Origin of the sequence: Streptomyces sp. SA15, from assembly GCF_002291145.1 — a bacterium.
Taxonomy (GTDB): domain Bacteria; phylum Actinomycetota; class Actinomycetes; order Streptomycetales; family Streptomycetaceae; genus Streptomyces.
Genome location: NZ_NTGE01000045.1, coordinates 1 through 13,349 on the forward strand (window position 1 = coordinate 1; position 13,349 = coordinate 13,349).

Annotated in this window: 12 protein-coding genes and 1 pseudogene; 3 read left to right on the forward strand and 10 right to left on the reverse strand. The window is 71.3% G+C overall.

Translation table 11 applies throughout. From position 1 onward, the window contains the following. From CLM62_RS49260 to CLM62_RS08720, 10 genes and pseudogenes are all read right to left on the reverse strand, one after another. Positions 1-656: pseudogene (locus tag CLM62_RS49260) on the reverse strand (hypothetical protein); the annotation flags it as partial. 599 nt (positions 657-1,255) lie between these two features. Continuing rightward, positions 1,256-2,206, reverse strand: coding sequence for a VWA domain-containing protein (locus CLM62_RS08680; protein ID WP_095749276.1), 951 nt, complete (start codon positions 2,204-2,206; stop codon positions 1,256-1,258). Positions 2,207-2,252: 46 nt separating this feature from the next. After that, entirely contained in the window at positions 2,253-3,161 is a 909-nt protein-coding gene (locus tag CLM62_RS08685) for a DUF58 domain-containing protein (RefSeq protein WP_095749277.1), read from the reverse strand. Beyond that, the gene (locus CLM62_RS08690) at positions 3,158-4,183 is read right to left on the reverse strand and encodes a MoxR family ATPase (protein ID WP_257003739.1); all 1,026 of its coding nucleotides are present in this window, start codon (positions 4,181-4,183) and stop codon (positions 3,158-3,160) included. The genes CLM62_RS08685 and CLM62_RS08690 overlap by 4 nt, the downstream gene beginning before the upstream one ends. Before the next feature lie 2 nt (positions 4,184-4,185). Next, positions 4,186-4,431: a hypothetical protein gene (locus CLM62_RS08695; protein ID WP_095749278.1), complete on the reverse strand. Its 246-nt coding sequence runs from the start codon at positions 4,429-4,431 to the stop codon at positions 4,186-4,188. Positions 4,432-4,719: 288 nt separating this feature from the next. After that, a complete protein-coding gene (locus CLM62_RS08700; RefSeq protein ID WP_095749279.1) occupies positions 4,720-6,252 on the reverse strand; it encodes an MFS transporter in 1,533 nt (510 codons plus the stop codon). A 36-nt stretch (positions 6,253-6,288) separates the two neighbouring features. Then, positions 6,289-6,849, reverse strand: a complete 561-nt coding sequence (locus CLM62_RS08705) for a TetR/AcrR family transcriptional regulator (RefSeq protein ID WP_179382011.1) — start codon at positions 6,847-6,849, stop codon at positions 6,289-6,291. Between the two features lie 83 nt (positions 6,850-6,932). Further along, positions 6,933-7,904: an aldo/keto reductase gene (locus tag CLM62_RS08710; protein WP_095749281.1), complete on the reverse strand. Its 972-nt coding sequence runs from the start codon at positions 7,902-7,904 to the stop codon at positions 6,933-6,935. Positions 7,905-8,063: 159 nt separating this feature from the next. After that, positions 8,064-9,497 carry an argininosuccinate lyase gene (argH, locus tag CLM62_RS08715; RefSeq protein WP_095749282.1) on the reverse strand — a complete coding sequence of 478 codons (1,434 nt, stop codon included), beginning with the start codon at positions 9,495-9,497 and terminating at the stop codon, positions 8,064-8,066. Positions 9,498-9,598: 101 nt separating this feature from the next. Continuing rightward, entirely contained in the window at positions 9,599-10,795 is a 1,197-nt protein-coding gene (locus CLM62_RS08720) for an argininosuccinate synthase (RefSeq protein WP_095749283.1), read from the reverse strand. A 202-nt stretch (positions 10,796-10,997) separates the two neighbouring features. Between CLM62_RS08720 and CLM62_RS08725 the strand changes: the two genes are divergently transcribed. From CLM62_RS08725 to CLM62_RS08735, 3 genes are all read left to right on the forward strand, one after another. After that, positions 10,998-11,861 carry a hypothetical protein gene (locus CLM62_RS08725; RefSeq protein WP_095749284.1) on the forward strand — a complete coding sequence of 288 codons (864 nt, stop codon included), beginning with the start codon at positions 10,998-11,000 and terminating at the stop codon, positions 11,859-11,861. 182 nt (positions 11,862-12,043) lie between these two features. After that, complete coding sequence (locus CLM62_RS08730; protein WP_095749285.1) at positions 12,044-12,631, forward strand: pyridoxamine 5'-phosphate oxidase family protein; 588 nt, start codon at positions 12,044-12,046, stop codon at positions 12,629-12,631. Between the two features lie 3 nt (positions 12,632-12,634). Further along, entirely contained in the window at positions 12,635-13,330 is a 696-nt protein-coding gene (locus tag CLM62_RS08735; RefSeq protein ID WP_095749286.1) for a L,D-transpeptidase, read from the forward strand. Positions 13,331-13,349: the final 19 nt, after the last annotated feature.

Below are 13,349 nucleotides of genomic sequence, written 5' to 3' on the forward strand. Positions count from 1 at the left end.
CCGAGGGCGGGCGCGGCTTCGCCGAGGGCGGGCGCGGCTTCGCCGAGGGCGGGCGCGGCTTCGCCGAGGGCGGGCGCGGCTTCGCCGGGGGCGAGACCGGCCTCACCAGAGGCGGCACCTTGGACCGGGACGGTGCCGCGAGCGGCGCCCTGGCCTGGGGCAGCAGTGGAAGGAGCCGGGGCAGCGGCGGAGGCGGGGACCTGGGGAGGTGTGCCGTGAGCGGTGGCGGCGGCCCGGCGCGGGGCGCCGTCCTCGGAAACGGCCCTTTGACGAGGCGTGTCGCTCGCGGAAGCAGCTTCGGATCGCGGTCGGCCGCCACCCGCCAAAGGCTTGACCCGCTGAGGGTCCCCATCCGCCGGTGCCTCGGCGTGGCGTGGGGTGGCTGCGGAGGCCGCGTTCCCGTAGGAAGTGGCGGGCTCCTCGACCGCGGGTGCGGTCCAGGGTTCGTCGACCCGGGCGATGGCCGGGGGCCTGCCGAGGCCGGGTGCGGCCGGGGGCTCGCCGAGGGCAGGTGAGTCACTCGGCGCGACGTTCGGGGCCGGCTCCGTCCGACCGTCCGGTGCCTTCGGACTCGTCGGGTCGGTGCGGCTCGGAGGGCGGGTGGGGGCTCCGGGGTCGGGGGTGCCCGGCGGGCCGGAGTGCGCGGGGTCTGTCACGGTCTGCCTCCTTGGTCGGGGAACCGGGATGTGCCTGGGCCGAGGAACCGGGAACTGTCGGGTCGGGGAGCCTCGAACTCCAGGTGGAGGAGCCTGGAACCGCCGTGTGCCGGGGAACGGGACCCACCGCGGGCCGACGCATCCGGACCCGCCGCGGACCAAGCAACGGGACCCGCCGCCTGCCAAGGAACGAGACCCGGCGTAGGCCGAGCAACGGAACCCGCCCGGCCAAGGAACGGGACCCGCAGTTGGCCAGGGAACGGAACGCGCCGCAGACCGACGCCTCCAGACCCGCCGCGGACCAAGCAACAGGACCCGCCGCCTGCAAAGGAACGAGACCCGGCGTAGGCCGAGTAACGGAACCCGCCCGGCCAAGGAACGGGACCCGCAGTTGGCCGGCGTCTCCGGAGCTTCCGTAGGCCGGCGGCCCCGAATCTGCCGTCCGCCGGTAGCGGTCGGTGGGCGAAGGCCGGGGTCCAGGGGCGGAGCCCCTGGCGGGGTCGAAGGGGCGGAGCCCCTGGGGATGGGACGGGTAGGGGCGGCGGGGGCGAGCAACAGCCGGCGCCCGCACCACCGCGGGGCACCACACCGACCCGCCCTCATGGCAACCGCGAGAACCACAGCAGCGATGTCGCCGCGGCGACCAGGGCCATGCCGAGGCCGCCCGCCACGAACCACTGCCAGATCTCGCGTTCCTCGGTGCGGTGGCCGACGGAGCTGCCGATGTCCTCGTAGACGGCCTGGAGTTCCTCCCCCGTAGCGGCCTCGTGGTAGTCGCCGCCCGTGCGGGAGGCGAGGTTCTCCAGGGCGGGGCCGTCGACGGGGACCTGCAGGAGCCTGCCGTCGCCGAGGTCGATGACTCCGTCCTCGGTGCCGTAGGCGATCGTCGAGACCGGGATGCGGTCGGCGGCCGCCTCCGCCGCCGCCGACTCGACCGAGCGGCCGACGGTGTTGGAGCCGTCGGACAGCAGCACGATGTGCGCGGGCGGCGGCTCGGTCTCGGCCTGCCGGTCCAGCGCCCGGATCGCGTTGCGCGCGGCGATGACGGCTTCGCCGATCGCCGTGCCCTGCCCCGCGGTGAGCTGTTCGATCGCCGAGCGCAGCACCGCGCGGTCGGTGGTCGGCGGAACCGCGACCGTGGCGTTGCCGCTGAACGTGACCAGCCCGGTGTTGAAGCGTTCGGGCAGCCGGTCGATGAAGGTGAGGGCGGCACGCTGGGCGGCCACGAACCGGGTCGGTTCGACGTCGGTGGCCTCCATGGACCCGGACGTGTCGAACGCGACGACGATCGTGGCCCGTTCCCGGGGCACCTGGACCTCGGCCGTCGGCCGGGCGAAGCCCAGCACCAGCAGGGCGAGGGTCGCGCAGAAGGCGCCTGCCGGGACATGGCGGCGCCAGCCCGGCCGGGTGGGCGCCACCTTGTCGAGCAGATCGAGGTTGGTGAAGCGGACGGCGTACCGGCCGCGCCTGCGCTGGACCAGCAGATAGGCGCCGATCAGCGCGGCCAGCGGCAACAGGAGCAGCAGCCAGCCCGGTGACCGCAGACCCATGGTTCCTCCCCTCCGTCGCACTCCGCAGTCGCATGGGTCACATATGTCATGCGACGCCGCCTCCCGCTCGGCGCCGCTGGTCCTCGACGTACCGGACGACGTCACGGACCCAATCGCGATCCGTGTGCAGCCTGAGGTGGGCGGCGCCCGCGCGGCGGATGGACTGTTTGATCAGGGCCCGCTGTTCCAGCGCGGCCTCGGCGTACCGGTCACGCAACCGCCGTGCGTGCGTGGGCACTTCGCGTCTGCGTCCGGTCTCGGGGTCGACGACGGTGAGCAACCCGACATCGGGCAGCTCCATCTCGCGCGGGTCGACGGTCTCGACGGCGAGGACCTGGTGGCGGTGGGCCACGGTGCGCAGGGGCTGCTCCCAGCCGGTCTCCAGGAAGTCGGAGACGACGGCGACCAGGCCGCGGGCCGGCAGGACGCGCAGCTCGCGCAGGGCCTCGGCGAGGGTGGAGCCGGCGTCGCCGGGTGCGACGCGCGGGCGGTCCAGGGCGGCCCGCAGGATCGTCAGCAGGTGCCGCCGTCCGGTGCGGGGCGGGATCCGCCGTATGCCCTGCGGCCCGGTGATCTGCGCGCCGAGCCGGTTGCCGGCCCGCTCGGTGAGGAAGGCGACGGACGCCGCCGCGCCCACCGCCAAGTCCCGCTTCTCCATCCGGGCCGTGCCGAAGTCCATGCTCGCGGAGGCGTCGAGGACGATCCAGGTGGTGAGTTCGCGGTCGGCGAGGGTGAGGCGGACGTGGGGGACGGTGGTGCGTGCGGTGGCGTTCCAGTCCATCCGGCGTACGTCGTCGCCGATGACGTACGACCGGGTCTCCGCGACCTCGCTGCCGGGACCGGGCAGGAGACCGGGGTGGTCGCCCTGGAGGAGTCCGTCCGGGCGGCGGGTAAAGAGCAACTCCAGGTGCTTGAGCGCCTGTTCGGGGGTGAGTTCGCGCAGGCTGGGGGTCATGCGAGGGCCTCCTCGCCGCCCGCCTCGACCTGGCGCGGACTGATCCGGGGCTGCGGCACCGCCGCGAGCACCTCGTCGACGAGCTCGCCCGGGGTGACGCCGTCGGCGAGCGCGTCGAAGGACAGGACCAGGCGGTGGGCGATCACCTCATGTGCCAAGTCCCTTATGTCGTCGGGGAGTACGTAGCCCCGGCCACGCAGCAGCGTCAGCGCGCGGGCGGCGGCGATCAGGCCGAGCGTGGCACGCGGGCCCGCGCCGTGCGCCAACCGGCTGTCCGGACCGGCGAGTTCGCGGGTCGAGCAGACCAGTCGTACGGCGTACTCGGCGACCGCGTGGTGCACGAACACCTCGTCGGCGGTGCGCTGAAGGGCGACGAGCCCTTCCGGGGTGAGGATGCGGCGCGGGCGGGGCGGGTCGACGCTCATCCGGTAGAGGATGGCGAGCTCCTCGGACTCGCTGGGCGCGACGACCTCCACCTTGAGCAGAAAGCGGTCGCGCTGCGCCTCGGGCAGCCGGTAGACACCCTCGGACTCGATGGGGTTCTGGGTGGCGAGAACGAGGAACGGCTCGGGGACGGGGATGGTGGTGCCGCCGATCGAGACCTGGTGCTCGCCCATGACCTCCAGGAGCGCGGACTGCACCTTGGCGGGGGCGCGGTTGATCTCGTCGGCGAGGACGATGTTGGCGATGACCGGGCCCGGTTCGATGTCGAACGCCTCCTGGGAGGGCCGGTAGATGCGGGTGCCGGTGATGTCGGAGGGGACGAGGTCGGGGGTGAACTGGAGGCGGGCGAACCGGCCGCCGACGACATGCGCGAGCGTCTTCGCGGCCAGCGTCTTGGCGACGCCGGGCACGCCTTCGAGCAGGCAGTGGCCGCGGGCCAGGACCGCGGTGAACATCCGTTCCACCATGCGGTCCTGGCCGACGATCACTCGTTTGACCTCGAAGAGGGCCTCTTCGAGGAGTTTGTCCTCGGACGTCGGGCCGGCCGGCGCGGTCGGGGCGGTCAGGGCGGTCGACACGGTCACAGCTCCGAGGCGGGATCGCCGGTGCCCGCCGACGGGGTGGCGGAGCCGCCCCCGTCCTTCCACGGGCAGTCCTCGTGGTCCGCCGCGCCGCCGCCCGAGGAGTCGCCCTCCTCGACGACGAACCGGACCTGCTCGCGCGGTGTGTTCTCACCGTCGGCGGCGAGCGCCACGCCGCCGCCCGCCAGCCCTGCGGCGGCGATGACCGAGACGGTGACGATCGCCTTCTTCGTACGACGTGTCATGATCGGTGGCTCCTTCGGCCGTGGGGAACGACGTCGGGTACGGAGCCAAGACCATCAGGCGAGGGCGAAAACGGACTTAAAGCCGGCGCGAGGGCCACGCCGAGCGGCCCCGTCGGGCGCGCCCGGGCGACAGATGGAGCAACCCCGTCGGATGCCGGTTCGGCAGCGGACCCAGTGGCGTCGGGCCGCAGGGCCTGTCCGGCGCGCGGGGGCACGCCCGTCGTCCCCGCTCACCAGCCTCTTCGTGGGACCGGCGGGGCGCAAGGGTGTTCGCGCGGTCTCCGCGCGTCACGGATGCTCGGCCCCGCCCTCCAGCCGCTGTCCGCGCAGCAGGAACCAGGCCGCCACCGCCGCGGCCAGCAGGACCGCCGCGCCCGCGCCCGCCGCGAGCGCCAGGCCGTCGACGAAGGACTGGCGGGCGGCGTCCAGCATCGCCTCGGATGTCTGCGCGGGCAGGCCCACCGACGCCTCCACCGCACCCCCCAGCGACTCGTGCGCCTCGGCCGGGGTGCCCGCCGGGCCGGTGAAGCCGCGGTAGACGCCGGTCACGATCGACCCGAGCAGGGCGATGCCGAGGGCCGCGCCGAGTTCGTATGCCGTCTCGGACACGGCGGACGCGGCGCCCGCCTGCTCCTTGGGCACGCCGGAGAGGATCACGTCGGCGGTCACCGTGAACGAGAAGCCCGCGCCGACGCCGACGACCAGCAGCGCCGCGCCGAGCAGCGGATAGCCCGTGGACTGGTCGATCACGGTGAGCGAGGCCAGCGCGAGGCCGACGGCCGCGAGTCCGCCGACGACGACGGACCGCACCGAGAAGCGCCGGGCCGCCGTACCGGCGAGCAGACCGGCCACCACCGCGCCCACGGCGGCGGGCAGTTCGGCCAGGCCCGCCTCCAACGGCCTCCTGCCCTGGACGAGTTGCAGATACTGCGAGAGGAAGAACACCAGCCCCGACAGGCCGAGGATGGTCAGCAGATCGGCCAGGACCGCGCCGCTGAAGCCGCGGTTGCGGAACAGCCGCATGTCCAGCAGCGGGGTCGGCAGGGTCAGCTGGCGGCGTACGAAGCCGTACAGCGCGCCCGCGCCCAGCAGGCCCGCGGCGAGCGGCTCCCACGTGAGGCCGTGGCTGGCGGCCTCCTTGACGGCGTACACGAGGCCGATCACGCCGATCAGCGACAGGGCGACGCTGAGCATGTCCCACGGACCGGGACGAGGATTCCGCGATTCGGGCAGCAGCTTGATGCCGACGAGGACGAGGACCGCCATCACCGGCAGGTTGATCAGGAAGACCGAGCCCCACCAGAAGTGTTCGAGCAGGAAGCCTCCCATGATCGGCCCGATCGCCGTTCCCGCGGAAGCGGTGGCGCCCCAGATACCGATCGCGAGACTGCGTTCGCGCGGGTCGTGGAAGAGGTTGCGGATCAGGGCGAGCGTGGCCGGCATCAGGGTCGCACCGGCGACACCGAGCAGCGCCCGGGCGACGATCATCATCCCGGGCGTCGTCGCGTAGGCGTTGAGGACGGATATCGCGCCGAATGCCGTGGCGCCGATGAGCAGGATCCGCTTGCGGCCGATGCGGTCGCCGAGGCTGCCCATGGAGACGAGCAGACCGGCGATGACGAAGGAGTAGACGTCACCGATCCAGAGGAGCTGGGTGCCGGAGGGCTTCAGGTCCTCGCTGATGTAGGGGGTCGCGAGGCCGAGGACGGTCGCGTCGACGGCCACCAGCAGCACGGCGAGCACGAGAACGGACAGCGCGAGCCAACGGCCGGGACGCTTCACCGCCTCGGTCGGGTTCGCCGGCTGCAGGGTGCTGGTCATGATTCCTCTCTCTGTGGTCTGTGTGGTCTGTGGTCTCTACGGTCTCTGTGGTTCGTCTCGTCGCAGTGCCCCACCGAGCAGCAGCTCGACGGTCATGTGGTGGAAGTCCTTCGGTGCGCCCTTGCCGCTCTGCACCATCCAGGCGCCGGAGGCGAGCAGGCCGTAGAGCGCCTCGGTGAGCCAGGCGGGCGTGAGATCGATGCGGAACTCGCCGCTCAGCTGTCCCCGCCGGAACAGGGCCGAGATCCGCTCGTCGAGCAGGGTCCAGCCCTCGTGCTGTTCCTCGCCCTCGAACAGCTGGTTCTCGGTGTAGAGGAAGGCGAGCAGTCCGGCGGCGGGTTCCAGCTCGCGCACGAGCCGCCGTACGGCGTCGCTCGCGGGCCCTTCGTCCAGACGTGCCGCGTCCAGGGCCGCCTCGCACTCCGCGATGCCGAGCGCCTCCAGCGCCCGCACGAGCGCGTCGCGTCCGGCGAAGTGGCGGTGCAGCGTGGCCCGGCTGATCCCGGCCGCCTTGGCGACCTCGTCCATGGTCGCGGTTGATTTACGGGTCAGCAGGGCTGCGGCGCTGCGCAGTACGTGGTCACGGTCGACGGCCATGCGACAACCATAGCCCATGTGAGACATTTTTGTCTCACACTAGACATGAGTGTCTCGCATTGGCCCGCGCTCAGCAGGATTTCTCAGTGCCAGGGCAGCTGCCCGCGCCGCTCCCAGTAGGCGCGCGGTTCCTCCACGAGCGTGGCGAGCCGGGTCAGCTGGTCCTCGTCGAGGTCGACGACGGCGGCGTGCAGGTTGGAGGCGAGCTGGTTGACGGTGGCGGCGCCGGAGAGGACGACTCCGGCCCACGGCTGACGGAGGACGAGCGCGAGGGCTACCGCGTCACAGCCAAGAGACGTTTCTTCTGCTACGGCCTTCAGCGCGTCCGGCGCGTACGGGTCCGCGAGCCGGCCGTTCGCCATGGCCTCCTTGACGATCACCGTGAGCCCGGCATCGTGCGCCTCGGCGAGCGCGGGGGCGGCGGAGGTCTCCAGCGCGTTGTACGTCGACTGGACCGTGCGGAAGAGGGGCTCGCCGTCGACCGTGACGGCGAGCGCGGCGCGGACGGTGTCGGCCTGGTCGGGGCCGCTGGTGGAGAAGCCGATGGTCAGGCCTTGCGCGGCGGCCTCGGCCAGCTTCGCGTGGAGTTCCTTGTCGGAGAGGGCCGGGCTGTCCGGGGTCACCGAGTGGATCTGGTAGAGGTCGAGCCGGTCGCCGAGGAGTGCGTCGGTCTCGGCGCGCTGCCGCTCGTATGTCTGGACGCTGTGGTCCTTGACCTCGTGCGTCTCGGCGTCCGCCGTCCAGCCGGCGGTGTAGGTGTAGCCCCATTTGCTGCCTACGACGATGTCGTCGATGTCGGGCCGGGCGTTCAGCCAGTCGGCGAGGAACTCCTCCGAGCGGCCGTAGGAGCGGGCGACGTCGAAGTAGCGGACGCCCTGGGCGTAGGCGGCGTCGAGGAGTTCGTGGGTGCGGGTGCGGAGCGTCTCGACGCTGCGGTTCTCTCCGAGGTCGTGGTCTCGGCCGAGGTTGATGTAGCCGGGGCGGCCGACGGCAGCGAGGCCCAAGCCGATGTGGCAGGTAGGCGTCGTGGCGGTCGCGAGACGTGCGAAGGGCATCGCGGGCTCCGTTCGGTCGGCTCCTTGCGGCTCATGACCAACGTAACCCGCGATGACCTTCGACTACCGCCTCAGAGCTCGGTCCGTGCGGTGCTTTGGCGGGTGCGCGTTCATCGTGGCTTGTCGCGCAGTTCCCCGCGCCCCTTGAGGGCGTTTCCCTTACCGCTTCTTCTTGGCCGTCGCCCACTCGTGCTGGGCCGCCACGTCCTGCTTCACCTCTGCCAGCTGCACGGCCACCGCGCTGGGTGCCGTGCCGCCCCGGCCGTTGCGGGAGGCGAGGGCGCCGGGCACGTTGAGTACCGACCGCACCTCCGGGGTCAGGTGCGCGGAGATCTTCGCGAACTGCTCGTCCGTCAGCTCGTCCAGTTCCTTGCCCTCGGCCTCGGCAGCCTTCACGCACTCGCCGGCCACCTCGTGCGCGACGCGGAACGGCACGCCCTGCTTGACCAGCCACTCGGCGATGTCCGTGGCGAGCGAGAAGCCGGCCGGGGCCAGCTCCTCCATGCGCTCGCGGTTGACGGTCAGGGTGGCGATCATGCCGGTGAAGGCGGGGAGCAGGACCTCCAGCTGGTCGCAGGAGTCGAAGACCGGCTCCTTGTCCTCCTGGAGGTCGCGGTTGTACGCGAGCGGGAGGGCCTTGAGGGTGGCCATCAGGCCGGTCAGGTTGCCGATCAGACGGCCCGACTTGCCGCGCGCCAGCTCGGCGATGTCCGGGTTCTTCTTCTGCGGCATGATCGACGAGCCCGTGGAGAAGGCGTCGTGCAGGGTCACGAAGGAGAACTCCTTCGTGTTCCAGATGATGATCTCCTCCGAGATACGGGAGAGGTTGACCCCGATCATCGCGGTGATGAAGGCGAACTCGGCGACGAAGTCGCGGGACGCCGTGCCGTCGATGGAGTTGCCGGCGCTGCCGTGCTCGAAGCCCAGGTCGCGAGCGACCGCCTCCGGGTCCAGGCCGAGGGAGGAGCCCGCGAGGGCGCCCGAGCCGTACGGCGAGACCGCCGTCCGCTCGTCCCACTGGCGCAGCCGCTCCGCGTCCCGGGTCAGGGACTGCACATGCGCCAGGACGTGGTGGGCGAAGAGCACCGGCTGGGCGTGCTGGAGGTGGGTGCGGCCGGGCATCGCCACGTCCGGGTGGGCCTCCGCCAGGCCGATCAGCGCGTCCTGGAGCTCGGCGATCAGGCCGCCGATGATCCGGGCGTGGTCCCGCAGGTACATCCGGAAGAGGGTCGCGACCTGGTCGTTCCTCGACCGGCCGGCGCGCAGCTTGCCGCCGAGGTCCGGGCCGAGGCGCTCCAGCAGGCCGCGCTCCAGGGCGGTGTGGACGTCCTCGTCGGCGATGGTGCCGACGAAGGAACCGTCGGCGACATCCGCTTCGAGCCGGTCGAGGCCGGCGAGCATCCGGGTCAGCTCGTCGTCCGTGAGCAGCCCCGCCTTGTGCAGCACGCGCGCGTGGGCACGCGAACCGGCGATGTCGTAGGGCGCGAGCCGCCAGTCGAAGTGGACGGATGCGGACAGCTTCGCCAGGGCCTCGGCGGGACCGTCGGCGAAACGGCCGCCCCAGAGCCGTACGTCACCGCTGTTGCTGCTCACTTGCGTTTGCTCCTCAAGAGGTCTGGATGTGCCACCGCCTCCTCACGACGTGAGTGAGGAGGCGGTCATCACGCTACTGCTTGTGCCAGGTACACATCGGGCTACGCCCGCAGATGACGCTGCGCCGCGATCTTCGACGACAGGCTGTAGATGTCGATGAAGCCCTTGGCCGCGGCCTGGTCGAAGGTGTCGCCGGTGTCGTAGGTGGCGAGGTTGAAGTCGTACAGCGACGACTGGGAGCGCCGGCCGGTGACGACCGCGCGGCCGCCGTGCAGGGTCATCCGGATGTCGCCGGAGACGTGCTGGTTGGCCTCGTCGATGAAGCCCTCCAGAGCCCGCTTGAGCGGGGAGAACCACTGGCCGTCGTAGACCAGTTCGCCCCAGCGCTGCTCGACCTGCCGCTTGTAGCGGGCCAGTTCGCGCTCGACGGTGACGTTCTCCAGCTCCTGGTGGGCGGTGATGAGGGCGATGGCGCCCGGAGCCTCGTAGACCTCGCGGGACTTGATGCCGACCAGGCGGTCCTCGACCATGTCGATCCGGCCGATGCCCTGGGCGCCGGCGCGCTCGTTGAGCTGCTGGATCGCCTGGAGCACGGTGACGGGCTTGCCGTCGATGGCGACCGGGACGCCCTCCTTGAAGGTGATGATCACCTCGTCGGCGTCGCGCGGGGTGGCCGGGTTCTGGGTGTACTCGTAGATGTCCTCGATCGGGGCGTTCCAGATGTCCTCGAGGAAGCCGGTTTCGACGGCGCGCCCGAAGACGTTCTGGTCGATGGAGTACGGGGACTTCTTGGTGGTCGCGATCGGGAGGTTCTTCTCCTCGCAGAACGCGATGGCCTTGTCGCGGGTCATCGCGTAGTCGCGGACCGGGGCGATGCACTTGAGGTCGGGGGCGAGGGCGACGATGCCGGCCTCGAAGCGGACCTGGTCGTTGCCCTTGCCGGTGCAGCCGTGGGCGACGGTCGTGGCGCCGTGCTTCTTGGCGGCGGCGACGAGGTGCTTGACGATCGTCGGGCGGGAGAGCGCGGAGACCAGCGGGTAGCGGTCCATGTAGAGGGCGTTGGCCTTGATCGCCGGGAGGCAGTACTCGTCGGCGAACTCGTCCTTGGCGTCCGCGACCTCGGCCTCGACGGCGCCGCAGGCGAGGGCGCGCTTGCGGATGACGTCCAGGTCCTCGCCGCCCTGGCCGACGTCGACCGCGACGGCGATGACCTCGGCGCCCGTCTCCTCGGCGATCCAGCCGATGGCGACGGAGGTGTCCAGTCCGCCCGAGTAGGCGAGTACGACGCGCTCGGTCACGGGTTTCTCCTACCTCACAGTGCGTTCGCTGGCGTGCATGAGTATGCAGGAGTCTGCATGATTCGTCAATCGAGATCCCGGGTGCGGGAAATTTGAAGATCCTTTGAACGCGAGAAACCGCTTGCCCGTATCTCACGCCGAACGCAGGCGCCGCGTTTGTCAACCACGACCACGACACCCCTGACCCGAGTGAGGCATCCGCATGTCCAGGGCTCTTCCGAAGTACAACAAGCGTCGCGTCGCGTTCATCGGCGGCGCTGCCGCGGTGGCGCTGTCCGGCGCGGTCATCGCCGGCTCCGCCCTCGCCGGGCAGACCTCCGGGACCTCCGGGACCTCCGGGACCTCCAAGAACAACGGGAACAGCGCGCGGACACTGGCGGGCCCCGGCACGATCACCTGCCCGGACGTGAAGTCGAAGCTGCCGGCGGTCCCGGCCTCCGCCAAGGCCGAGGTCGACCGCAACCTCACCCTCCTCAACACCCAGATCCAGGAAGCCAACAAGCGCCTCGTCGAAACGGTCGGCCAGGGCGGCCCCAACTTCGTCCAGAACGCCATCCTCGGCCCCCTCAAGGACAAGCGCGTCGCCACCGTCAACCGCATCGCCACCGCCATCGGCCGCACCGCCGCCAAGCCGCAGGGCCTGGACTCCCTGGCCGCCTGCACGCTCAACGCGAGCGGGACCAACGCGGGTGGCGGCCAGAACGCCGGCCAGGCCACCCCCAAGGCGACCCCCAAGCCGCAGGCCGGCGGAAACACGGGCAACGCCGGGGCGGTCGGCACCATCACGTGCCCCGACGTCAAGTCGAAGCTGCCCGCGGTCCCCGCCTCCGCCAAGGCCGAGGTCGACCGCAACCTCACCCTCCTCAACACCCAGATCCAGGAAGCCAACAAGCGCCTCGTCGAAACGGTCGGCCAGGGCGGCCCCAACTTCGTCCAGAACGCCATCCTCGGCCCCCTCAAGGACAAGCGCGTCGCCACCGTCAACCGCATCGCCACCGCCATCGGCCGCACCGCCGCCAAGCCGCAGGGCCTGGACTCCCTGGCCGCCTGCACGCTCACCAAGTGAGGTGACAGGCGCTGTGGCCGCCCCGTGTGAGCGCCGGCCGGGGCGGCCACGGACGTCTCGACGGAAGCGGACGTCGAAGCGGACGTCGAAGCGGACGTCGAAGCGGACGTCGAAGCGGACGTCGAAGACGGACCTCGCGATTCCTTAGACAACCGAAAGACTTGCCCTCATAATCATTAGACATGGGAAAGACTTATGAGCGCATAGACGGCCGGCTCCGCACGTTCATCGAGGAACAGCCCCTCTTCTTCACCGCGACGGCTCCCCTGTCCGAGGACGGCACGGTGAACCTCTCCCCCAAGGGCCTCAAGGGCTCCTTCGTGATCCTCGACGAGCTCACCGTGGCCTACCTCGACTTCGCCGGGTCCACCGCGGAGACGATCGCGCACCTGCGGGAGAACGGCCGTATCACCCTCATGTGGTGCGCCTTCCAGGGCCCGCCGAACATCGTCCGCGTGCACGGCCGCGGCGAGCCGGTCTTCCGCGACGACCCGCGCTTCCCCGAACTGCTCGGTCGCTTCCCGGACATCGACCCCACCGCGCACGGGCTGCGCGCCATCATCGTCGTCCGGGCCGAACTCGTCCGTGACTCCTGCGGTTTCGCGGTGCCCTACATGTCGTACGAGGCGGACCGCGAACTGCACGCCAAGCGCTTCGCGCGCGAGGACGACGACTCGCTCAGCGCGTACTTCACCAAGAAGGACCACGTCGCCACCAGCCTGGATGGCCTACCCGGGCTGCCGTTGCCGCTTCCGCCGTCTACCGTCTGAGGCATGCGCCCCGCTGTCGTCGCCACCCTGGTGTCCGCGTGCCCGCTCGTGCTCGGTACCGCGGCCGCCGACGGCCCGCTGCCCGCGCGGATGGCGGACACGGGCGGCGGCAGACAGCTGATCACGGCCGTGGCCGCGATGGCCGGCTCGACGTCCGGCACCGTGACCTGGTGGGACCGGCGGGACGGGCGGTGGGTCAAGGCCGGTTCGGCCGCCGCCCGCTTCGGAGCGAAGGGCCTCGTCGCGGGCACCTCGCGGAAGCAGGGCACGAACACGACTCCGACCGGGCTGTACGACCTGCCGTACGCCTTCGGCATCAAGGCGGCGCCGCGCGGGACGGCGTACAAATACCGGCTCGTGCGCGAGAACTCCTGGTGGTGCCAGGACAAGGACTCGCGGTCCTACAACCGCTGGACGGAACCCCGCGCCGCCGACTGCCGGGCCGCCCACGCCGAGCACCTGATCTCCTACGGCACGCAGTACGCGTACGCGCTCGTCATCGGCTTCAACTACGAGCGCCCTGTGCGGAGTCGGGGCGCCGGCATCTTCCTGCATGTCAACGGGCGCGGGGCGACAGCCGGTTGTGTGTCGGTGTCGGCGGACGCCATGCGGCGGATCCTCAAGTGGGCCGATCCGGAGCGGAATCCGCACCTCGCGATCGGAACGGCGAGCGGGCCGACGGCGATCACCCGGTACTGAACGGCGCAGGAGTTCGTAC